Origin of the sequence: Hahella sp. CR1 (genome assembly GCF_029813005.1) — a bacterium.
Lineage (GTDB): Bacteria > Pseudomonadota > Gammaproteobacteria > Pseudomonadales > Oleiphilaceae > Hahella.
The window spans coordinates 1-22073 of record NZ_JAPELK010000019.1 but is presented as its reverse complement, the minus strand read 5'-3'; the positions used below and the strand labels follow the sequence as shown (position 1 = coordinate 22073).

28 protein-coding genes are annotated in these 22073 nt (G+C 45.8%); 11 read left to right on the top strand and 17 right to left on the bottom strand.

The window, feature by feature from the left end; all coding sequences use genetic code 11:
• Positions 1-13: 13 nt before the first annotated feature.
• From ONV78_RS28945 to ONV78_RS28880, 14 genes are all read right to left on the bottom strand, one after another.
• Entirely contained in the window at positions 14-643 is a 630-nt protein-coding gene (locus ONV78_RS28945) for an Imm5 family immunity protein (protein ID WP_279507991.1), read from the bottom strand.
• Positions 644-662: 19 nt separating this feature from the next.
• Positions 663-1388 carry a hypothetical protein gene (locus tag ONV78_RS28940; RefSeq protein ID WP_279507990.1) on the bottom strand — a complete coding sequence of 242 codons (726 nt, stop codon included), beginning with the start codon at positions 1386-1388 and terminating at the stop codon, positions 663-665.
• Positions 1385-2374 (bottom strand): DUF4123 domain-containing protein, encoded by a 990-nt coding sequence (locus ONV78_RS28935; protein WP_279507988.1) that lies wholly within the window; start codon positions 2372-2374, stop codon positions 1385-1387. The genes ONV78_RS28940 and ONV78_RS28935 overlap by 4 nt, the downstream gene beginning before the upstream one ends.
• Positions 2375-2411: 37 nt before the next feature.
• Positions 2412-2843 carry a hypothetical protein gene (locus tag ONV78_RS28930; RefSeq protein WP_279507987.1) on the bottom strand — a complete coding sequence of 144 codons (432 nt, stop codon included), beginning with the start codon at positions 2841-2843 and terminating at the stop codon, positions 2412-2414.
• Between the two features lie 45 nt (positions 2844-2888).
• Positions 2889-4196, bottom strand: coding sequence for a hypothetical protein (locus ONV78_RS28925; protein ID WP_279507985.1), 1308 nt, complete (start codon positions 4194-4196; stop codon positions 2889-2891).
• A 176-nt stretch (positions 4197-4372) separates the two neighbouring features.
• The gene (locus ONV78_RS28920; RefSeq protein WP_279507984.1) at positions 4373-4549 is read right to left on the bottom strand and encodes a hypothetical protein; all 177 of its coding nucleotides are present in this window, start codon (positions 4547-4549) and stop codon (positions 4373-4375) included.
• A gap of 944 nt (positions 4550-5493) precedes the next feature.
• Positions 5494-5994 (bottom strand): hypothetical protein, encoded by a 501-nt coding sequence (locus ONV78_RS28915; protein ID WP_279507983.1) that lies wholly within the window; start codon positions 5992-5994, stop codon positions 5494-5496.
• Positions 5995-6005: 11 nt separating this feature from the next.
• Positions 6006-6356: a ClpX C4-type zinc finger protein gene (locus ONV78_RS28910; protein WP_279507982.1), complete on the bottom strand. Its 351-nt coding sequence runs from the start codon at positions 6354-6356 to the stop codon at positions 6006-6008.
• Positions 6357-6392: 36 nt separating this feature from the next.
• Positions 6393-7037 carry a hypothetical protein gene (locus tag ONV78_RS28905; RefSeq protein WP_279507981.1) on the bottom strand — a complete coding sequence of 215 codons (645 nt, stop codon included), beginning with the start codon at positions 7035-7037 and terminating at the stop codon, positions 6393-6395.
• A 108-nt stretch (positions 7038-7145) separates the two neighbouring features.
• Positions 7146-7631 carry a hypothetical protein gene (locus tag ONV78_RS28900; RefSeq protein WP_279507980.1) on the bottom strand — a complete coding sequence of 162 codons (486 nt, stop codon included), beginning with the start codon at positions 7629-7631 and terminating at the stop codon, positions 7146-7148.
• A 91-nt stretch (positions 7632-7722) separates the two neighbouring features.
• A complete protein-coding gene (locus tag ONV78_RS28895; RefSeq protein WP_279507979.1) occupies positions 7723-8058 on the bottom strand; it encodes a hypothetical protein in 336 nt (111 codons plus the stop codon).
• 24 nt (positions 8059-8082) lie between these two features.
• The gene (locus ONV78_RS28890; protein WP_279507977.1) at positions 8083-8772 is read right to left on the bottom strand and encodes a hypothetical protein; all 690 of its coding nucleotides are present in this window, start codon (positions 8770-8772) and stop codon (positions 8083-8085) included.
• Positions 8773-8980: 208 nt separating this feature from the next.
• The gene (locus tag ONV78_RS28885) at positions 8981-9289 is read right to left on the bottom strand and encodes a hypothetical protein (protein WP_279507975.1); all 309 of its coding nucleotides are present in this window, start codon (positions 9287-9289) and stop codon (positions 8981-8983) included.
• A 424-nt stretch (positions 9290-9713) separates the two neighbouring features.
• The gene (locus tag ONV78_RS28880) at positions 9714-10301 is read right to left on the bottom strand and encodes a hypothetical protein (RefSeq protein ID WP_279507974.1); all 588 of its coding nucleotides are present in this window, start codon (positions 10299-10301) and stop codon (positions 9714-9716) included.
• 984 nt (positions 10302-11285) lie between these two features.
• Here ONV78_RS28880 and ONV78_RS28875 point away from each other — a divergent pair.
• Positions 11286-12140 (top strand): restriction endonuclease, encoded by an 855-nt coding sequence (locus tag ONV78_RS28875; RefSeq protein ID WP_279507973.1) that lies wholly within the window; start codon positions 11286-11288, stop codon positions 12138-12140.
• A gap of 130 nt (positions 12141-12270) precedes the next feature.
• Entirely contained in the window at positions 12271-12648 is a 378-nt protein-coding gene (locus ONV78_RS28870) for a hypothetical protein (RefSeq protein ID WP_279507972.1), read from the top strand.
• A 155-nt stretch (positions 12649-12803) separates the two neighbouring features.
• On the opposite strand, the gene ONV78_RS28865 is transcribed toward ONV78_RS28870, so the two are convergent.
• Both ONV78_RS28865 and ONV78_RS28860 read right to left on the bottom strand, forming a co-directional pair.
• Positions 12804-13826 carry a hypothetical protein gene (locus ONV78_RS28865; protein ID WP_279507971.1) on the bottom strand — a complete coding sequence of 341 codons (1023 nt, stop codon included), beginning with the start codon at positions 13824-13826 and terminating at the stop codon, positions 12804-12806.
• The gene (locus tag ONV78_RS28860; RefSeq protein WP_279507970.1) at positions 13802-14515 is read right to left on the bottom strand and encodes a hypothetical protein; all 714 of its coding nucleotides are present in this window, start codon (positions 14513-14515) and stop codon (positions 13802-13804) included. The genes ONV78_RS28865 and ONV78_RS28860 overlap by 25 nt, the downstream gene beginning before the upstream one ends.
• Here ONV78_RS28860 and ONV78_RS28855 point away from each other — a divergent pair.
• Both ONV78_RS28855 and ONV78_RS28850 read left to right on the top strand, forming a co-directional pair.
• Entirely contained in the window at positions 14514-15080 is a 567-nt protein-coding gene (locus tag ONV78_RS28855) for a hypothetical protein (RefSeq protein ID WP_279507969.1), read from the top strand. The genes ONV78_RS28860 and ONV78_RS28855 overlap by 2 nt on opposite strands.
• A 13-nt stretch (positions 15081-15093) precedes the next feature.
• Positions 15094-15309, top strand: a complete 216-nt coding sequence (locus tag ONV78_RS28850) for a hypothetical protein (protein WP_279507968.1) — start codon at positions 15094-15096, stop codon at positions 15307-15309.
• 17 nt (positions 15310-15326) lie between these two features.
• Here the strand turns inward: ONV78_RS28850 and ONV78_RS28845 are convergent, their stop codons facing one another.
• Positions 15327-15605 carry a hypothetical protein gene (locus ONV78_RS28845; RefSeq protein ID WP_279507967.1) on the bottom strand — a complete coding sequence of 93 codons (279 nt, stop codon included), beginning with the start codon at positions 15603-15605 and terminating at the stop codon, positions 15327-15329.
• A 141-nt stretch (positions 15606-15746) separates the two neighbouring features.
• On the opposite strand from ONV78_RS28845, the gene ONV78_RS28840 reads away from it, so the two are divergent.
• The 7 genes from ONV78_RS28840 to ONV78_RS28810 all read left to right on the top strand — a co-directional run bounded on the left by ONV78_RS28840 (position 15747) and on the right by ONV78_RS28810 (position 21734).
• Complete coding sequence (locus ONV78_RS28840) at positions 15747-16109, top strand: hypothetical protein (protein ID WP_279507966.1); 363 nt, start codon at positions 15747-15749, stop codon at positions 16107-16109.
• A 10-nt stretch (positions 16110-16119) separates the two neighbouring features.
• Positions 16120-16494, top strand: a complete 375-nt coding sequence (locus tag ONV78_RS28835) for a hypothetical protein (protein WP_279507965.1) — start codon at positions 16120-16122, stop codon at positions 16492-16494.
• Between the two features lie 116 nt (positions 16495-16610).
• Entirely contained in the window at positions 16611-16895 is a 285-nt protein-coding gene (locus tag ONV78_RS28830) for a hypothetical protein (protein ID WP_279507964.1), read from the top strand.
• Positions 16870-18729 carry a hypothetical protein gene (locus ONV78_RS28825; RefSeq protein ID WP_279507963.1) on the top strand — a complete coding sequence of 620 codons (1860 nt, stop codon included), beginning with the start codon at positions 16870-16872 and terminating at the stop codon, positions 18727-18729. The genes ONV78_RS28830 and ONV78_RS28825 overlap by 26 nt, the downstream gene beginning before the upstream one ends.
• Before the next feature lie 552 nt (positions 18730-19281).
• Positions 19282-19806 (top strand): hypothetical protein, encoded by a 525-nt coding sequence (locus ONV78_RS28820; protein ID WP_279507962.1) that lies wholly within the window; start codon positions 19282-19284, stop codon positions 19804-19806.
• Positions 19807-20256: 450 nt separating this feature from the next.
• Complete coding sequence (locus ONV78_RS28815; RefSeq protein ID WP_279507961.1) at positions 20257-21165, top strand: DUF2167 domain-containing protein; 909 nt, start codon at positions 20257-20259, stop codon at positions 21163-21165.
• A 101-nt stretch (positions 21166-21266) separates the two neighbouring features.
• Positions 21267-21734, top strand: coding sequence for a hypothetical protein (locus ONV78_RS28810; protein ID WP_279507960.1), 468 nt, complete (start codon positions 21267-21269; stop codon positions 21732-21734).
• The last annotated feature ends 339 nt before the right edge of the window (positions 21735-22073 follow it).

Below are 22073 nucleotides of genomic sequence, written 5' to 3'. Positions count from 1 at the left end.
TTAAAATCAAGTATTAGCTTACGCTCTCGTAGGCTTCTTCAACTGCTTGGTTGAGATACCATTCCCAGAACTCGCGACGCTTTGAGTCGTCAGAATCGTCATTGCCAACAGGTCCGTTCGCATATGCCAGACTGGCATTAAAGTCGCCAGTCCATCCATAAATTTCTGAATCAAGGTCTTCCATAGTTGCAGCATCATCTCTGGTCCAGATATCGGTGTCAGACTCAGAAAGTAAAAAAGCATAAGCGGCGGCCCAGCCCGGCATAGCTGCAGCCCCAGCATCAGGGTCGTTTTCTACGCATGCCAGCAAACGGTTAATAAGAGGTTTTACTTCTGCCCGTGTAGGTGGAAAACCCCGTTGAATATATTTGTCGGACTCACCTAAAGTGATTTGTGGAGTTCTATCAATCTGGAAATAATTCTCCCAAACAAAGAAGACTTTCTCCGCACACATTTTCATCAAGGTGTAGCGTCTGATATGACCGGGAAGGTAGGATGGGTATGGGGCTTTCATGTCTTCTCTGCCATCACCTAGTAAGCGCAAAATAGGAGCTCTCTGGTGCAGCGGCAGATCCCCGTGAGGGTCATTGGTTAAATAAGCTTTTGCTTTTGCAATTTGGTCGTTTAGTTCTTTAGGTAACATAGTGGTCCTTTAGGCTTAATTACCAGGGGCGGCCTGTATAATGTGCAGCGACTGTGCTTGCAGACGGGGGCTCTACCATCCCATTTTTGTCTACGCTGGTTTTATGCACAAGCTTTCTATCGAGGTCATATACTTCCACCATTCCACTTGGCTGGTAAATCCTGTAGAAGTTAGGGTCTCTTACAACGACTGTAACGTCATTATGATAAGCAAATGACTGAAAGGCTTCTCGGCAGTCGCCGCATTGATCGCGTGTAACACCGATAGGTCTGTGGTCGCCATCCATGTGATGAAGCATCAGTAGCTGCTTTTCGGAGTGTGTAGCGAAGTGCTTACCTTTTACCCCTTTGTCCGAATAGTGTCCTCTAACTTTGTACTCTTTGACTGCATTCTCATCGGGGCTTTGCTTGGTATGTTTTTGTAAGAAATCTAAAGACTGCTCTCCGTTAACATTAACAAAGGGGGCAGGTTTATTTTCTTGGTAACCACTCAGTGCTATGTAGCCATCTGCAGCAACGCACTTCATCGAGTGTTCAACTCTTTTAGCTGGAGAAAGAGTATCTAAGTACTCCTCAAAAGTATCTTCAGCTCGTTGGTATGCCTCATCAGCTTTATCAAGGAGAGAGTTAATACTTTTGCCAGCATCTAGCCCAGACTCGTCAGCCGAGGTTATAGGACATTCTGAAGCAACTTTTCCAATGCTTTCTTTACTTTTTTCTTTAGACCCTAATTCATCTGAGTTCATTCTTCGTTAGCCTCAATACTATTGTGAAAGCCATGACGCCAATAGTTGTAAAGCATCTCAAATCGCTTCGTCGGTGCCCCTAAGGCTTCGTTTTTGATAAAACCTTCATTTACCCAGCTTGTTTTTGGATTCTCAAGGAAATCCCAGCCAAGGTTTACGCATAGCCTAATGAATTTATATGCATCGCCACGAGTGTCTAAACCAATCTTTGTGAAAGTGTCTAATGCATCTGCTACTAGTAAGCGCAGCTCTGAGTGCGATGTTTTATGGAGCTTTACGGGGAAAGCTAGCTTAAAGTCGTTGACTAGCTCTTTAATAAACTCTTTTCTTACAACGGCGGTTGCAAGATCATCGCATTGGTCTTTCCTAATTCTTAGGGTTGATCTTGTAGTCTTAGAATTGGGGCGTTCATCTGGGTAGAAATTTTGAATAGTGAACTTTTCTAAATCTTTGTTTTCTGGCTCTGCAAGATAAAACTTTCGTCTACATATTTCGGTGTCTGTTGAGATAAATCTTAACGCAACATTAGGGTCGTCATCCTCCATCCAAAACGCACCGATATCTCCCATTATTCTTTTCATCTGAGCTACGTCTAAAGTTGTTAGGAGAACACGTAATACTCTTGGGTCGTAATATCGAAAAAACCAGTTCTCTCCTTTTGGTCCCCTTACTTTTGCGATTCTTCGGAAGTGGCTGACTATATTGGGTAGGCTCAAGTTACTTGCAACAAAAGAAGCCCAGCTATTACCCCAACCTCTGGAAAATAAATTCGAGGTGAAAACGCAAGCTCTTAAAGAAACAATGTGTGGAGATGCTTTTATTAAGTCGCTATTCTCATCAGCAAGGATAAGACTGGAGTGTTCGCAGCCACTTCCTTTTATTAACCGAAATAACTCAGGGTCAGCAGCACAGTCAACTATTGCATAGTAAAATCTAAAATTCTGGCATTGATTTTTTAATATGTTGAAACTTGGTGTGCTATTCATGTCTTCGCTATGGAGTATTGTGAGTTATGTAATGAGATCAGCGCTTAATGCTCACAATGACAGTGCTTGGATATTTCTCATCCTCTTTTGTTACAAACATTATTTCATGCTTTCCGACATGAAATATCATGATTGCATCAAGTGTTTCAGAGTTCATTTCAAAGCTTGATTCGTATTTTTCTGTATCAATTAGTTCTTGTATTCTTTTGTTTAAATCCTGGTGTAAGATTAGGGAAATATTTCCCCACTCAGAAGGGTTCTGTTCGAAGCAGTCAACTTCGATGCTGCTAATCTGGGAAAGACTATCCTCGACAGTTCCAGTGAACGTCCTTCTTTTTCCTAACAGGATGACACCCTTATAATCACTTTCTGTTAGCTTTGTGGCGAAAATTTCTTCGATGTCAGTTAGCTTTAAATTCTCAATCTGAGTTAGCTTTAAAGCTTTATTGAATACTTCTGATTCGGCCATGATAGTTCCCCTGTGCAATAATCGAGCAGCTAGAAAAAACGCAGACTATGAAAGACCATGATAGTCGTCATAGAATCTCGCGCAACGTGCTCCGTAGTGCTCTCTGTAAGTTAAGCCTTTTGCTCCACTTGGCTTCTCTTTGTCGGCATAGATCTCGCCGATCTTTTCCCTTGCTTCTTGTCGTGTAATGTTGCCGGCACAATATTCGTCGTATATTTTCAAGTACTCTGTTTCCTGAGATCCAGCTACGCCAATGTCGGCACCGTCAGTCTCGAGAATCTCTGCTCTGACATCCATATTTGCTAGCGTGGCTTCGCCCTCGTCCGCAAGCATTAGCTTAAGATTAGCGTTAACGAACTCCTCTTTGCTGATGCCTATTGGAGATTTAGCTCGTCCCGGGAGGTTCATTGCGTGTCCAGTTTCGTGAGCAAGGTTTCTACAGAAAGCAGTTTTGTCGCTAAGTTCGTTAGTATCAAAAAATATTTTTTTATCCTTCCTATCGCAAACAGTGCCTTTGCCCTGTGAGCTTGTTAGATCCACCTTCCAGCCAGTTGCGTTCAACATTTCAAGATTAAAATCAAGCGTTGGCGAAAGCTTGCATAATTTATTGATTATATTGCTAAAGATTGGCGGTACGTTTTCCTTGTCATGCAGAATCTCTGGCGCAGGTGCTGGTGAGCTCAACTCTGAAAATAAATTTTCTTCTGCTGCCTTTTGGCCCTCACAAACCTCGCAAAAAGGAGTTCCTTTTTGGGCTGCATCTTCTAGTGTTTGAGTCTGGCTACTTTTGTTTACAGCAGCACTTTCTGATTCATTTGACTGAGCAGGGGGTTCTTGCTTTTCAGAGCGTGGAGCAGGAGGTGGTGACTGATAGCTTTTATTTTCCCGTGGGGCGCTTGCCCAACCAACGTTTCCATTAAGCTGAGTTACTTCAGAAACTTTGCCAGTTACTGCTGGAGGTGGCGGTGGTGCGGGATTGGCGCGAGCAATAAGCCTGTTTGCCAGAGCAAAGCTATCACCCTCTGGGGTGAGGCCTTCTTCTGTTTCCTTAACAACTGAGCAGAATGGCTTTTGCTTGTCCTTGTAGACCAGCAGTACTTCCCCTAAGCCAGCTTTTTTGGTGAAGGCTTCTTGCCATTGCTTGTAGCCACGTGCGCCTTTTCTAGGGATATCGCTTTTTGTCGATCTGAAGTAGTACCCAGACAGGCTGCTGATAATGTCACTTGCCTTGAAGTCGTCGCGTAGGCTTCTTTCAATGAAGCTAGAAGCGAAAAAGGGCGACTCAACATAAGGTAGATCTGCGACCGTGATGTCTGTCCAGTGCTTAATTTCAAACCAGCGATTGGCGCGCATTCAGGATCATCCCTAGAAACAGCTAATTCAGTGCGTAGGCTCAGTGGGCTGAGCTTGGCGGTTACACTTTGAAACAAAGGGTGGGATTTTATCGGCTCAGGACTATCGATCAATTGGCAGTGGTGGCTAGTCCGAAAGGTATAGGTTCGCTCTGGGGCGCTACTACTGGGCTTGTGCTAAGCGGCCTTGTCATTCTCGTGTGATGGTTTAACAATGTTTTTCAGTTCGCGCTTAAAGAACTGCCTGTCGCAATGTTCCATAAGCCATTCGTAGGCGTATTCAGTGATCTGATTTTCAGTGCGAAGGATTTCAGTGATTTCTCGTAGGCTGAGATTAGCATCTGTTGCAGGCATTTGAGGATACTCCCTGTAAATAATATGGCCGGGCATATTAATCGTCAGGGAGGAGGGTGGAAATAGTATTGCTCTTAATAGTGCGTGAGAAATTTCCTACATTCTGAAATTCCGACTCAAAGTAGTGGTCGCAGTTTGGTCGCACATACTATGGTTTGGGGCTTGGGTATGATAACTATGTGAATCGTAACCTATTGATTTGTATAGTTTATAGGGGTGGCAGGCGCACCCCAAACAAACTTAAAATCCCTCGGTATTTGATACCGTGCCGGTTCGACCCCGGCCCCGGGCACCAAATTTCCCTTATAAATCAGTAACTTTCAGATTGTTGATGTCTAATTCAGTTGACCAAGCTTTGCCAAAAATCGGCTAAGTGTCAACAAAGTGTCAACGCAATTTTTTCTGTCTCTCAAAACGTTGGCAGAGTGTCGACACCAGCTTGTCCCTACAAAATCCATTTCTTATTCCAAAGCCTGAAATCTTATCTTGGTCGCTGGCGATTATTGTTCATGCCATACCCAAGCGCTAACCTCTGGTTCTCATAAAACCCCTGACAGGTTAGCGCTGTCATAGCATGCTGAAATTACGATATTTTCTTTTTGTCCTATCAAATAGGGGGCTTTCTAATGTCCGAAATAAGAGAGGTTAGCGAAAAAGCGTGATTAACATTATTGAAAACAGCGGGCTATAGTGGGGGAGTCGCCCTCCGTGTGAGGGCGTGGATTGAAACGCGACTACACGGGCACGCGTCCGACAAGTACCGGGTCGCCCTCCGTGTGAGGGCGTGGATTGAAACTGCCCTACAACAAGAAAACCGTCTGGATTGAAACCATTATTCATTAGATATAACGCCTGCAGCAACGGCAGACTTGGAGTGAAACGATTGGTGCGAAGCCACGGAAAGGCTGTCCAGGGCACGCAGTGCCCGATGTTGCCTGCACTTGTTATGCGCTTTCAAAGTATCGGGAAAGCTCTTGCTGCAACTTACTTTCTTCAAGCTCTAATTTGGGTGCCTGATAAGACTCATATATTTGATTAAGCTTCTCATCAGGGCATTCAAAACCACCATGCTCTTCACAAAGAAAGAACCTTTCTAGAGCATTTTTCAACTGAACAGGCTGTAGCGAGAATCTCAAAAACGCAAGCTTCAATATTTCTAGTATTAGTTGGTGGTTAGATTCAAACTCATCTTTTTCGTATAAATGCGCCCACTCATCACTGGACAGATACTCTAATACCCATGAACTAGGCACTTGCCAATTTCTAACTACACTATAGACCTCTTCAAGAAACTCTTGCCTCGATATTGCTCCAAACTCCTGAGCAAACCATGCTACATAGATAGATATTTCTTCTTGAGTCATGATCTCTCTAGGCATAACGCCTGTCACATGGGCTTGGGTTGCGAAGAAACACAAGTCCAACACAGCTTGCTGTGCGAACATGCTGGCACTTGTTATGTTTTTTCATTTTTTGATATATCAGTGAACTCATGACCTGACTCAATAAATTGGAGTGCACTTTGTTCAACACAACCACTACAAATAGAATAGTAACCATCACCAACGAGCGGATTATCTTCTGCTTTTCGGCAATAGCAAAAAAGACACATATCACTCGAATATATTTTTTTGTTTTTTACTGAAAGAACATCTATTGCTGTTTCTACACACTCCTTACAAATGGTTACACAGGGCCCCTTAACCAGTTCTAGATCTTCACTTTCTTTTTTGCCGCAGAAAGTACAATAAGAAAGCATATCCCTTGCGATCAGGCCAATCAGTTTTCTACGTATATATTCGATCATAATTTCCTTTGTCCAGGTACATACGTTTGTTACGCGTTATTTACGACCCCGCACCGGCATATCCCATACGCAACCATCTCCGTTTTGATTTATTAGCCATGCGTGAGGATCGTCCATTGAAAGTATATCTATACTCTCGACCTCCATGTTGGCGTTTTTATATATGCTGATAGATTGAAGAATATATTCAAAATCATGGATTAGTTCATAAGCAACCACTAAATGTGGCAAACTTACCGATTCGTTTATATATGGGACATTAATCACTAATGTTTTAGGAAAGATGCAATCAATTTCTAGCTCTTCACTAAACTCAAATAATAACCCTTTCGTTTCAACTGAAAACTGTACTACCTTTTCCGGCCACCATCTTGGATCTCCATCATATTCAATAATATAAATATTACTAGCTAGAAGATCCCACATCTTTTCCTTAAGCCAAAGAGAATATACGGGCTGCTTCCCTTTGTCTCTGTAATCTAGGAGCCACTCCTTCTCAGCCATGAATACAAAACCGTAATCTTTTTCTAGCTCCTCAAGTTCTTGAATCCTATCATCAACAGACCATCCTTGAACACAAAACCCAATTCTAGTTTTTGCTTTTTGCACACAAACAAGTTCTTCATAATTATCTATTGATATATTTTTCCTGATATCTTTATGACTGCTTATTAGGTTCATTTAATGCCCTTATCTTGAGCCTAGCTTGCATAACGCCGGTAGCAAAGGCGAGCGTTAGCGCGTCCAGCCCGCGCTTTTTGCGGGCGATTTTGCCTACCTTTGTTATATTTATCCATATAGAACCTTTGCAACCAAAGGCATCATTAAAACAACTGCGACTAATGAGCCGATTATTACAACTAGTGATATAAGACCTTTTTTCCAAGACGCCATGCTATCCCAGCGAGTAGCCCAAGTTGCAAGAAATGGACCAAATTTAAGTTCAACTAAGCCAACAATGGCATATGCCAGAAGAAACAGGCCAACACCATGAATGAGTGCATTTTCAAAACCTGTGAAAACCGATACGGACAAGATAAAAATAGTGGGTATACCAGCAAAAATTACCTTAGCCTTGCCAGGCAACTGGGAGAGTGGAACCGGTGGTGGTAACGAGCGCCTTTTTAAGTTACCCCCAACTACAACCATTACACCACCAATTATAAATAGAGGGATACTAACGGGAGGGCCTAAAATCAAAGCCGCAATAACCAAGACCCAACCGGCTATGAGTACTTTTTTCCACTTGGGGTATTTTTCTACGATCTCATTCATAAAATATAACGCCTAAAGCAGCGGCCGTTGTGTAGGCGCGAAGCGCCGAAACGGAGGGCCAGCCCCGCAGGGGCGATGCTGGCTCTACTTGTTAGCATTTTCGCAACCTTCCAACTAGACTCCAATGACTACCATCATTATGAGGCGCCAACTTAACAATCATTGCCTTCAAATCCTCCTGAGATATTACATTCCAATCACCGGTCCAGCCATGCCCAGCGTTCTTGAATAGAAACACACCATCTTTATATATAATTGACGTTATTCCTTCGCCTGCTTCGTCTTCGTTATTTGCCAATGAGATCTCGCCACCACTACTGATGTATTTTACCAAATATTCGGCTGCATCCTTCTCTTTTCCTGATATAAATGAAAATTCAATATCTGAATTTGATTGTTTTATTACTTTAATTGAACCGTTTTCCATATTATTTCCGAGTGCAGCGCCTTGTTATATGCGATCTATTGAATAAATCGCTCCTGTATCCTTCATGCTTTTTAGCTTGCCAATATCTATGTATAGAGGCTCACTATCATAGTATGAGTCTGAGGACGTTTTTCTTTCTCTAATATCCTTGCGGACACCAGATATTTTATTGTAAGCAATTTTGCTTACTTGAAATTCGGCTTGATCTGCAGATATTTGCTTAATTCTCATTAGCCCATATTTGTATTTTGGGTCTACGTCGGTGAATATTTTGGTGAAGTTTACAATATAAAGATCATTTACAGCAGGTTGTTCAATATATACCGCTTCTTGAATGTCGTATTGCTGAGCTGCATAAACACCATATAGTATTAAACAGGCAATAATAATCAAACCAGAAAACATTGGAATAACATTTTTTTTGTTAAACACAGTTTTTTTGATTTGTTTGGCCAGCTCCGGCGGAAGCTCATTATCTACAAGGGTTCTTTTGCAATGGGTACATTCAATGCCAACTGTTTTCGACGTTGGAAACGTTGGAATCCAGTAAAGGTGAAAATATCGAATAATACCAAATGTAATAAATTGTTGATTTTCACAGTTAGGACATTGAGTGCCTTCAATTACCTGGCCTGATACTGTTTTTCCTCTAGTGCCAAAAAATATCATTGTTTTCCCCGTTAAGTTTATGTGTTGAATAGCATCTAACGCCACTCTTACCGGCGAATTGTAGTTGATTGGGGTTTTTTGTGCTACTCAGCACAAAAACCAAGCGACGAAATGGAGTCCGGTAGATAGCTTGGTTATGTGCGATCTAGGTACCACCCCATTCATATTTAATATTAACCCGACAATCAAGACTCTTAGCTTTGCTAAGGAATTGTAACAGTTCTGATATATTATCTTTATTGAAATATTCGACTCATACCTTAGCGCCAGAGACTACCTGGTTATAAGCTAAATCCACGTTACATACGTGCCAAGGTGCTTCTTTCCATGTCTCATTGCAATGGTATTCGTAGGCCAACCCTTCCCAACCATCCGGCCCTGGAGATAATGCTTCAAGAATAGGTTCAAAGTCGTGATCACAAATGGCAATGGACTCAAAAGTGTCCTCATTACGAAAAATATACAAGCCATGCAATGGGTATTTGTCTGCGCAGCCCTTTGTTAAATCTTGATTGCTATTCATAATGTCGAAGCACATAACGCCCGTAGCAGGCGCGCGCATTTTGCGTCGCCTGCTTGCGTTTGTTAACTGTTTCGTATTTGCTGGTCATAGAATTCACAACGATCATTTAGGCCCATTGATTCTGCTGCTTCTTTTAGCTTTGACCAAACCTTCTGTGGAGGCTGGTTTGTTGCTTCAAGTGCGGCCTCCTCCAACATATCTAGAGCCAGCTCAAGCTCATTATGGTCTAGGTATTCATCATATTCGGCTATGAACTTGCCAATCCCACGGCACTCACATAGCAACTCGCGTGCTTCACCTAAAAAGGCTCTTGTGACTTTCCACTTTTTTTTAGATCGGCTCTGAAGCTCATATACAGTAACGCCTCGATCACCGGGCCAGTGTAGTGGAGCAAGCCATGCTATTATGAGCACAGCGAATGCATGGCTTGTGGAGCGTAACTGGCTCCGCGTGCATCGATTTGTTAGGCATATTTTGCCAAAATTTCATTGGCTATTTTTTCCTCAACACACCAATCGATAGAATTGGTTTGCAGCCCTAAGCTCATAGCGGTGTGCATAGCTCTATTCGTGTAGTACGTAAACTTCTTTTTACCCACTAATATAAGAAGCAGCCAATTGATATAATGTGTAGGTGCGGTAGTGATACCGCCAAAACTATATGGCTCGCGTTCAGGAAGAAACAGCCTGAGCTTAATCTTTATCTTTTCATCGCCACTTTGCACCCATTCATTCAAAAACTTAACGATCATTTCCAGTCGTTCAAGCTCGCCCGGAGACAACGCATATTTTTGCATATGCAGTGGAAGAGGAGACCTTGCCTGATGCAAAGCTAAGGGCGCGATATCAAGTAAACCGATCAATACGAGCCTTTTACCTATCTTCCGAATAAACTTTTTCCATTGATAGTAATGATTATGGCTAGGCTGCAATATCTCTATATTTCTACAACTATTGTAGAGCTCATGATAGAAGGAACAGTTTCCAGGATTGAGCCGTAATCTGAGCATGGCCAAAATTTCAAAATCTTTTTGCGTGATATCTGTAGCCATAGCCCTCATTTGCCTAACATTTATATATCGCGCATGCGCGCTTTTCCACTCCAATATTCTGAAGATAGTTCCTCCAGCCCACTGATTCCAGTGTAATACCCCAGAAAGTCAAACTACCTCACTTACAAGAAACCGTGCGTGCGCATATACACTTTTTTTGGGTGTCTCGTTATCACAACAGGCTAGCTCGCAAATTATTGAATCAAAGCATTTTTCGGGACAACATCATCAGAAAATCGAGCCATTCGCTACGAAAAAGCGTGCGACTTTCCAATCATGTGAGAAATAAGCTGTATTTGTATACAGTAAAATATAAAAAATACCTGTCCCCATCACGACGTCTTACACCAGATTAACTGTTACAACTTAGTTCCAAATTATTCAGTAACTGAAATCCTGATCTTTCCAAAGTCTGTCCCCTTTGGGGCTTAGGGCCTAACCCCAATTTCACAAACTGGCATTTACTCAAATCGCGCAGGCGTGGGGAGGAGTGATTAGGAGTTCAGTTTTTGGGTACAGGTAAGCCAAGTAGCGTCCTCAAAAAATTGTATCGATACCTTTCGCATAAAGCATGCTGATCTATACTTGTCTTATACTATTTGGAATTAACAGTTTCTCTAATATAGAAGAAGTTAAATAAATGATGGTGCGCACTTATAAAAGATATTAATCAATAATGAAAATGCATATCTACGTTTGGTTGTGTGCGATGATAAAGTGGGATTAAAAATTAAATTTGTGCGTACCTCGGATATTTATCTGGGTTTGACTGACTGCATTCTTATACTGTTGGATAATTCTCTATTACAAGAGGGTGAAAGAGAAAGCGGTGATGAATATAATTTAAATAATTAATGATTTTTCTCGGTGGTTATTAAATTGCTATTGTCCATGTTTTTTGATGAGCATAAATTAAATTAAATATTTTTAAGTTGAATATTTGCGAGAATTTTAATTCCTTAGCGTAACCCAATGAGGATCATAATGGCAAGAAAGGGGAGAGAATTAGAAAGGCTTGTAAAGGTCTTAGAAAAAAATACTCACGAAATAGGTGCGACAGTATTATCTCCAGCATACCTTATTGATAAGACTACCGGAGAAAAGCGAGAGATTGATGTTCTAATAAGTTATGGATCTGGTCGACATAAGCGGCTAACTGCCATTGAGTGTAAAGATTGGAAGGCCAAAGTAGATGTTAAAGTAGTAGATGAGTTTTGGGCAAAGTTAGGATGTCTTAATATTAACAAAGGGATAATAGTATCTTCATCTGGGTTTACCCAGCCAGCATTAACGAAAGCTGAGTTCTATAATATAAGTTGTCTTCACATGGAAGACCTTGAAAGTTTAGAGTGGCTGCCTTTGGCTAATATCGTCGTGCTTAGAAAGGTTGTCACAAAATGTAACTTTAAAATAAATATAGACTTCGAGTTTGTAAATGGCATAAAAAATCCAAAAATAATTTTATCTAATGGAAATGAATTTAACAAAAATATTATGAAAATAAATGCCATATCTCATGTTAATAAAATTTCTATAGATGGGCTTGAGTCAGATAAAACATATAGAGAGCTAGTAAAATTCCACCCAAAAGACTTTAAGGTTATAGATGTTGACTTGGAAAAAGAATATCCAGCCGTAGAAGTTTTTATGTATGTTGAATATATTCTTGAAACTCAGCTTTACGACATAAAGCGTATCAAGTATACCGATATTACAGAGGGGGAGGTGGTGTGTAATGCTGCATTTGCAAATATTGATATAGGAAAGGAAAAATCTGGTTATTTAACATTGATTCAACTGCAAGATGGTAGTGTAAAAGTGGCTTACGAAAAATCATAGATTTTTATCGTTTCTTATTCGCTATTGATATCAAAACAAGTGCGAATATATTATTAACGGTACAATTTGTTATTTGTTAACCATTGTTAGATTGTTGTAAAAGTTTAATGTGCATGTTGGAGGAAATGAAATGAATTTAAGTCAAATATTAATGGATTTGAAATTTTGGTCTGTGGTTATATCCTTTTTGGCATTAGCATTGTCTCAACTTTCTCCAATCCATGTTTTAATAAGAAGAGCAAAACTAGAGTTTGATGTTCGCAGCAAGATACTATTAGCCAATAAAATAGGGAATCCGAACTTGAAACTTTATTTAATAATTAGAAATGCAGGTGGGCGCATTATTAGGATAAAAAAAATTGTTTCAAAAATATATCGAGATTCAAAATTAGAAATGGAGTTGCCAGCGCAGACTTATTTATCAAAATCAAGTGATGGTCAACAGATATTGCTAACTCCCTTTAGTCTAAAGCTAGATAAAAGTGGGGCGCCCAGTTATATTTCTTAACTACTTTGACAGAGTGACTGATGAGAAATATTTTATGGCTGAGAACAATATTAGGAATGATATATTAAGGAAAAAATAAATCAAAGGAGATAATCACTTTTCTATTGCTGGAGATGAAATTGTAAAACCACTAATTGAGATTTTTAATAAAAATTTTAACTGGCATGCTGGAAATTACATTTTAAAGGTAGAAGTGGCCCGCCGTCGTAGCCGCCAACTCCTGAACCACCCCCGATCAGATCCGCAATAACTTGCAACACATCCACGCCCCCGCCGCCGATGGCGATAGCCGGCGCTTGGATGGTTACAGCGGCGCTGGCTTTTAGTTCTATGATTTGCGCCTGGATTTTCCTGGCTGCGCTGGCGATGTCGGTATGGCTTCCCTGAACGGTTATGGTTTTGTTGGCGCTGGTCTGCGTGTCGCTACCGGAGATCGTCGCGGAGCGCGAGCCGCCCACGGTGGCGCTGTCGTCGCCTTGGATCGATGCTTTCCGATTTCGCGCGACCGCTTGGTTAAGGTCGGCGGCGGTGGTCAGGTTCAGGTTATCCGCCACCGACAGGTTGGCGTGGCCGCCGCTCAGCAGTTTTAACGCCCCCAGGGCTTCTACCGTCTTCACGCTGCCGATATGCTCCGCGCTATGTTCGCTGACCTCGGTTCGGCTGTTCTGGTAACGCTCCTGATTGTCCAGGGCGTCCACGCACCGACGGGCGCTTTTGTCGGTTATGTCTTCGTGCGTTTCCCGCAGCCAGTCGCCTTTGGCGCTGACGCGCTGGCGCACCGTTTCGGATTGCTGCCACACCAGGTCACCCGGCTGGACGCCTGGAGCGCCTAAGCCCTGTCCCAGCACTGTGCGGATAAAGGGCTGGTCCGGGAGGCCGTAAGCAAACGCCACCTCTACGATGGTCCCGGGTTCCGGGAAACCATACAGCCCGCGCTCAATGCCGCCACAGGATGCCAGCAACGGCACACAACGAAAAAGGGGAAGTTCTGGGTCTTCCTCGCCCAGGGGTGTCAGTATGCGTACGTCTACAGCGTAGCGGGGGCGGAAGCGGTCGCAGAGTTCCGGCTTTTGCAGTGGGTCGCTGATCGCCACCACCTTGGCCAAGCGCGGCAGATGCAAGTTGCCGCTCAGCTCTGGAAACATCCTTAACACTATCTTTTTAATCTCTTCGTCCACGGCGCAGCACTCCAGGTCAGATTCATATGATTGTCGGCCAGGCACACCTGGGTGACGTAATGGGTTTGATTCAGCCAAACGCCTGGGCGGAGTTTCGGCGTTGCTGGCATGCGGGCGCGGTGAGCCACGCCGAAGCCGTTTAATAAGTTCGTCGGGATCTCTAGGGGCCGGGTCGCCCAGTAGCTGTGCGCCCAGCTTCCCACGTAGACCGCGCCGTCGCCTTGCTGTTGCCAGATCATGTGCGGGATGGCGTACACCTCCGGCAAGGCGTCCATGCAGTGGTAACCGCCGCCCCAGGAATAAAACGCCGGCGCCTTGGCGGTCGCGTAAGGTTCCGGCGGCGTCACGAAAGTCAGCCCCGTGTCCTGGCGGATCTCCGCCAGGGTTTCATTTAGCGTGACGTGGCGCAGATTGAGCGCTAAGCGTCGGTTTAACGTGGCGGTCAGCTCCCGACAAAATACCCGCTGTTGTTGGTTGTCCAGGGGCGTACAGCTTTCCACGTAACCGATAAAAAAGCGCTGTAAGGCGTTGGGGTCATAGCCTAGGGCGAACTGGACCACGCCCGACAAGGGCGCGTCCGCCTGCACCGTAAACACGGCGCGCCCAGGACTGAACAACGCCAAGCGCACGTCTTCAGACACCAATTTAAGGGGCGTTCCACCCACGCTCAGGGATTTATGCAACTTCATGCCAGCGCCAACGGAGAGCGAGAAACGGGAGAAGGACAAGCGTAAAGCTCTGGGGGAGGCGGAGCATCAGGAACGGGTGTCGGTCATGACCGGCATGCTCGGCAACCTCTCCACCTTGATGGAAACGAAGAGCAAGAAGCTTTTTGAGATCGGGAAAAAGCTACCATCGCCAACGCCCTGGTGGCAGGTCTATGAAGCCGCCGTGCATTCCTATAACAAAGGCGCGCAGATCGGCGGTCCTATTGTGGGCGCCGCGTTTGCGGCCACGTCCGTGATCGCCGCCGCCGTGCAAATCCAAAAGCTCAAGTCGCAGAAGTTTGGCGGAAGCGGAACCGTCAGCGCCGACAGAGGCGGAGCGCCGACCAACACCTACCAGCCGCCACAACCCATGATCCCCAGTGGACCCGCCAGCGGCAAAGGTGAGGGTGCGCAGATCATTTTTCAGCTTAACGGATCGGTTAACGGCGACCCCTGCCTGATCGCCGACGCCATTCCGCCGCACTTACGGGACATTGTCATCGTGGAAGCCAACAGCCGCAACGGGCAACAACTAAGAGGACTGTAAATGTACATCGAGTATGTTGCGAGGCGCTTTATCGCGCCCGGCCATGTCGCTGGCGGAAATGCGGGAGTTTCTGGGGTCCGTTAGCGGTGGCGAGAGCTTTATGGTCAGCCTGTATGGCGACCGAGCGAGCCCGCTACAACCCGCTATGCTGGACCCGATTACCTGGAAGGAGGAACGCTACGGCGCGACAGACTATTTCAGGTATACCTTGAAGTTGAGGATAGTTTAAGGCTGACCTTTATGGAGTCAGTCCCCGTCTATCATATGGTGCCAAGAAACATCATTAACATTAAAGCCGTGTTTTCTTTTCTTATGCATTACCCATGCGGCGGCTCCGAAACCAGCGCTGAGCAGGAAAAGACCGGCGAGAACAAGCAGCCTAAAGCTTTGCTTCTCAGAGTCGGCAGAAGATAGGTCAAGATTATAGATTGTTGAAATGAGCAACAGGGTGAAAATAACGGTCATGCCTATGAAAAAGCGTTGAATAGCGGAATAAATCATTTCCTTATGTACTTTCTGCATCATTAATGCTCTCGATAAAAAATAAGCGCGGCATGTTATTGCATTATCAAGCGTTAGTACACAGGCGCAGCATCCCACCAACTTGATGTAATTCCAAATGAGAAAAGTAATAGCGAATTCGTCTCCGCCTGGAGCGGCGAGAGCGTGTCGCCCGTCTATGTGGTCGAGCTGTCGTTCGACCGCGCCAACGAGGACGTGGTGTATCTGACTAGCTGTCCCGTCTCTGGTTTGTCCGGCGTGGTGTATGACGGCGTGCTGAACGCCCGCACCTTGTCCGGCACGTCGCAAAAAATCCAGCCCGATAAAGGCTTGGCGTCCATCGGTAGCCTTGAGTTTGACGCGCTGGACCACAACCTGAGCGCGCTGCAAAAAGCCAAGCTGGACGATGGGAAAGGCCTGCGCGGCAAACGCGTGCGCGTCTGGGTCGGCGAGCGTGGTTTGGCGTGGTCGGACTTTGTCCTGGTGGCCACGCAGATCATCGAGGACGCCGAGTTCCTGATCGTTTAGTTGCGCCGATGTGCAACGTACGCTGCGCAAAGATATCTTCGACGTTAAAAAAGTCGGCTTGGCGGTGCCCGCCGTGGGGAATAACGACGTGATTCAAGTGTATTCCACGGAAGGGTTTGCGCCTGTCTACCAGCCACGCGGGAGCGGCATTACCGATGCGCCTAACCAGACCGTCGGCTATCTCAAAATGCCCAACGGTTGCATCGTGCGTTACAAATACACAACTCCCACCGCCTTTTGGGGCTGTGAGTGGGGCGCGCTGGGGACCAAGCATCTGGTGGCGACGGTTAAAAAGTCCGAGGACACCAACGCCGACAACGCGCCGCAGGTGGAGGAATACGTCTACATCGAGCAGCCGGCGCCCATGCTGCTGATGGATTACTGACCGGCTACATCTACGGCTATCCCGGCAAGCGCCACCCGGACCACTGGCATCTGGGCGTCGATCCGCAATATGTGCGCACGTCCGACTTTATTAATATCGGAGCAGACCTCTGGGATGTGACCGATGCAGACAAAGGCTTGCCGGCGGTGGTGCGCGGACAAACCAAGATCGACGGCAAGAAGTTCATCGAGGAGCAACTGCTGTTGATGATGGGGGCGTTTTCACCTATTTACGCCAACGGGGAAATGGGGTTGCGTCGTCGCACGGCGATCATGTCCAGCGGCTCCTATGTGCGTGAGCTAAACGCCGGGAACCTGCTGAAGGTCGGCGCACTTCGCTTTCTACGAGATAACCGTCTACCACAAAGGCCTGCAGGTGCGCCGGGAGTACATTACCGGTAGAAGCTACACCTACACCGGCAATATGAACCTGGAGGACGGCAATAGCCGAGATATTGGCCTGAGCGTGCGCCCCTGGGGAAAACAGAACCAGACTGGGCAAACGGCTGTTATCAGCGTGTCCAACCCGGCGCCCAAGGTAACCGTCAACAATACGGTCGCCGGGATCGGGACGGCGCGCACCTATCTGACTGACATCACTGACCCGGATTTCAAATCCATCAAGGTCTACCGGTCAACGGTGAAAGGCTTTACACCCAGCCCGGATAACCTGGTGTATGACGGCTACACCAACCCGGTGATCCATGAAGGCTTGCAGACGGACACTACCTATTATTTCCGGTTACTGGGCGCGGATGAGTTTGGCGACGGTGAACTGACGCCGGAATTCAGTTTCAAGACGGAGGCCTTCAACCCGGCGGGCGAGCTGAGCGACGGCGACAACCTGATTGTGCGCGGCAATGTCGTCAGCGAGTACGGCGGCTCCAAAGTGATCCTGGGACCGCTCAAGCGCGACGGCTATTTCAATGTGCTGGAAGCCAGCGCGGTGAGCGCGCCCATATTCGAGGTTAGGGAAAACGGCGACCTTTTGCTTGGCAGCGAGCAAAGCGGCTCTTATGCGATCTGGGATCAGTCAGAAAAAGCCTTCAAAGTATTTGGCCAGATCAACATTGCGGCGGGGAGCAAAGGGTATTCCGCCCTGCTGGATCGCCCTAATTCGTTGTCGTCCATCAACGCAGCGGAAGCCGGCAAGCTGCAAGGCATTCAGGACGGCGCCACCAAAGGCGCGGACTGGGGGCAAGTGTCCGGCATTCCGCAACGGTTTTCCGATAGCGCTACGCCCGGTCTGAACCTGACGGCGGACTACCTTGGATTTCATAACGGCAGCCGCTTCACCACCTACATGGACCGAAACGGCCACTTCGCCCTGAACGCCAGCGCGGCGAATAACTGCCTGAGCTGGAACGGCTCTGTGCTGTCCGTGCGTGGGGATGTGTTGGCCACCAGCGTGGCGGCGAGCGTCAGCCTGAACGCGCCCACGATCAGCGGCGGAACGATCCAAGGGACGCATATCTCGGGGACCACCATTAATGGCGGCGCCATTAACGGAACCAATATTACTGGCGCTACGGTGACGGGCTCTACCATGCAGACCGCCGGCGGCGGCAAGCGGATTGTTCTGTCCTCGGCCACCAATGAAGCCCACTTCTACGGCGATCAGGGAGACGGGTCGATTCAGGAGCTGGCGAGCATCGGCATACGACCGGTTGGAGGCGACAAGTATGTGATGCAAGTGGGGAACCTGAACCCGGGCAACCGTCGGGCGGGCATACTGGCTCACTCGAACGATACGGTCGCGATCATGGCGCAATCGAATACGGGGATGCCGCTGTTTGCGGTGCATGAGTCACAGACCGCACGGACCAGTCCTGCGATATACGCGCTCAATATGTCGCATGATCCGATATCTATGGGCATAAAGGCGAGCAGCGCAGGCGGGGTAGGGGTGAATGCGCAGGGTAACAAGTACGCGGTTTACGCCAACTTTGGAGACTATGGACCCTTCACCGGCGCGCACGATTGCTTATTGCGTTCTGGCAGCGAGCCCAAGCCAGGGCAAATCCTGGTCTATGGCGAGGTCATCAACCGCCGGGATTTATCCAACGTACTGCATGAAGCGAGCCTGTCATCGAAGCCGCGGCAGCGTGGCAAGGCTGGCGTTTACGTTTCCGCCACCGCCATTAACCCGGAACACTTCGACATGACGGACGACGAGTTTGCGGAGCTGGAGGACACGTATACCGCTGGCATTATGAACGCCTTGGGGGAAGGTTAGATCCTGGTTTGTGGTGAAAGCGGGGACATCGAGATCGGCGACTACATTGTCACCTCAAGCCGACCCGGTATTGGCATGCGCCAGGAGGATGACGTGCTGCGCAGCTACACCATAGCGGAGGCCCGCGAGGCGGTTAACTGGACAGGGGAAGGAGGCGACGAGAGGTTGATCTCGTGTAAGTATCTTTGTGGTTGAGGAGGGCGCTCCTCCTCACGCCTGCGCAGTAGGCTCTCAGCCTTAATGGAAACTGGTTCTGGAAAGTGCTTTGATTCAATAAGTTGGGATCTGGCTTGTTGTGATAACGAGACCCCCAAGAAAGTGTATATGCGCACGCACGGTTTCTTGTAAGTGAGGTAGTTTGACTTTCTGGGGTTTTACACTGGAAACAGTGGGCTGGAGGAACTATCTTCAAAATATTAGAATGGAAAAACGCGCATGCGCGATATACAAATGTTATGAGCAAAAAGTTGACGAAATCAGAGTGAATAATATCGAATGAGTCTATTAGCTAAATTGTATTCTCTAAGGCGTAATTCAAATTGTGTTTATATTTTGATCGCTATATTTTGTATGCTGTTGAATGGATGCGCGGTTTCTTTCGATAAATCAAAAATCAAAGAAATAAAAGGTGAACCAATATCCCTAAACAGTTCTGATTGTCGGCTACTGTTTAAGGTTCATGTTTTACCGGAAGAATATCAAAAAAAAGGTCGAATCAACCCTGACGACTACATAGATTGGACAAAAGAAGTTTTTAACAAAAAGGGTTGTATCGCATCTTTGGCAACAGAAGAGCAAGAAGCAGATATGATTATTACTGTAATAGACTCTTATGTGTCTTCTGGTGCCGGATCGGGTATTATTGCTGCTCTCACGTTATACGTTATACCAATAAAAGGAACGAGTGCAAATCGACAGGTAAAAATTGAATATGGCGAGTCAATTAGAACCTTTGATAGTGAAACAAATGTTTGGGTTGGCTGGTACTTCTTACCATTTTTTCCTGCTAGCTTTTTTAACTACGATAAATATATTTTTAAAGATCACCTAGAAGAATTTATTAGTGAAAAAAGATAAGATAATTTCATTAATCGATCACGGGCTAATAAACAAGTGTTATGTGTCAGCGAGATCCAGGCGTATAAGAACTATAAAAAGCTGGTTGCGCTCTCTCTCATTCTTATGGGGATAATCTTCGTTATCGTAGCAGGGTGGTCACTCACCGGCTTAGTCACTTTTCCCGAGGGAACGCCAGATTGTGAAGGCTGGGCAATGTTGGGTGGTTATGTGTTCGGTCCGGCAGCTATTGGTTTTCTTGTTGGGGGTATTGCGCTTCTTAAAGGTAGAAGTCTGTGGTATCAGCTGGCTACCGTTTGCGGCGCAGCCTGGTTCACTTGTTGGGCAATCATGTGAGGCCACATAACAAGCGGTTGTAATCGCCGCGAAATACGCGACTGGGACGGCTTACGCTACGCTCCAGCCGCCCCTAAACCGAGTTTTAGCAGTAAAAAAATGGAGAAAATTGTCATGTTAACGAATTACGGTAGCACGAGTTACCTACAATGGGTTTTCTCAACTCTTCTGCTTGCCGTAGTTGCTACACAAGCAGTAGCGTTGGATGAAGATACCATGATCAAGCAAATCCAGGCTCTGGACTGGCAAGTGGAACCTGGAAAATATCAATTGGCTGGCTCGAATGCCTCAGTAACTACAAATTCAGACGAGTATTTACTCAAGGGCGCAGAGGCGCATAAATATATGCGTATCTCTGAAGGGCACGATGGCTTTAAGCCTGATGCCATAATCGTTCGTGTCGAGGGCCCTAGCCAAGATACACAAGTACTTTTTACGTATCATGATATCGGCTATGTAAAAATGGATGACTGGGAAGAGCATATTGATAAAGATGAATTGCTAAAAGAAATTCAAAGTAGTACGGAAGCTGCAAATAAAATAAAGGAAAAAGGCTATCCAAAATTGTATGTTGATGGCTGGGCGCAAGAGCCATACCTAGATAAAGCACACGCAATTGTTTACTGGGCAATATCCGCACATACAAGTGAAGGAAGCTCAATTGTAAATGCAAAAGCCATGAAATTAGGCCGTAAGGGTTTTTCCGAAATAGTCTGGATGGGCAACCCTAGTCAATTTGCAAATGCTCAAACATCTTTATCCCCATCTCTAGCAGCGTATCAGTATGATGAAGGTTCAAAATACGCCGATTATGTTCCGGGAACAGACACGCTAGCCGCAGTTGGGGCCGGTGCTCTGGCTTACAAGCTTATAACTGGTAAAGCCGCTGCGAAAACAAGCGCAGGCTTGCTAGCGCTGCTGGCAATCTTTGCTAAGAAATTATGGTTTCTTATTTTTGTGCCTTTTGTTTTCGTTTGGAAGTGGATCAAAGGCTTATTTTCAGGTACCAAAGACAGTGCATAAACTGCTAACAAATAGCTACACCGGACAAAATACTCGCTGCCCTCGCATTTTTCCGGTGAGCTAGGCGTTAGGAGCATTGAGGGTTCATCGCGACATTGAAAATGAATTGGAAGAATAGACTTGGAACTGCTGATGGAGTGCGTTACTGGCACTTCTATTCTTATGAATATCTTGACGATCTGACTTTTATGAGGCAAGCAGATGAAGTTTTAGGAGGTTGGCCCGAAAAAGATAGCTTGATTTCCGCAGTTAAGAATAGATTTAGTGACATGGGTTGGGATGGCGATGGAGAAATACAAATAATGTGGCTCCCATCTTTTGTAGGTGCGGGTCCCGACAATAATTTCGGTTGCTATGCCTTTCACGTAAAGCAGCTCAACGACGGAAATTCCTGGATAGGATCTCCGTATAGTTTTCCATTTCACCGATTGTTCGAGCCCAGTGACAGCCACTACCTTCCTGCGGGAAGGTCAACTATGGAATCTTCGAGCTGGAGAACCGGTGCTACAGAATGGAATACTAAATTTATAGGCGCATTGGATAGTGAACTAAGCGATGAAAACTCCTAACAATTCTATGCACGCGGAGCCAGTTACGCTCTGCAATATTTATGGTATCGCTCCGCTCTTTTACCATAAATATTGCTCCACTACACTGGCCAGGTGATCGAGGCGTTAAGTGTTTAAAGGCATTGAAAGGGAATATGGAAAAATACCTGAGTCAAGCTAAAGAAATAATAAAGGAGAGGATCGAATTCTCGAAGCTTAGGGTGGAGATCATCCTCTGACAAAACAATGTTGGCAAAGCTTATCCGAAGTTATGTCTAAGTCAGTCGAGGTTTGTATGAGCGTGATTGATGGAAAGACAGATGAAGAATTAGAGTTCATTACTGAGGTTCTTGAGGACGT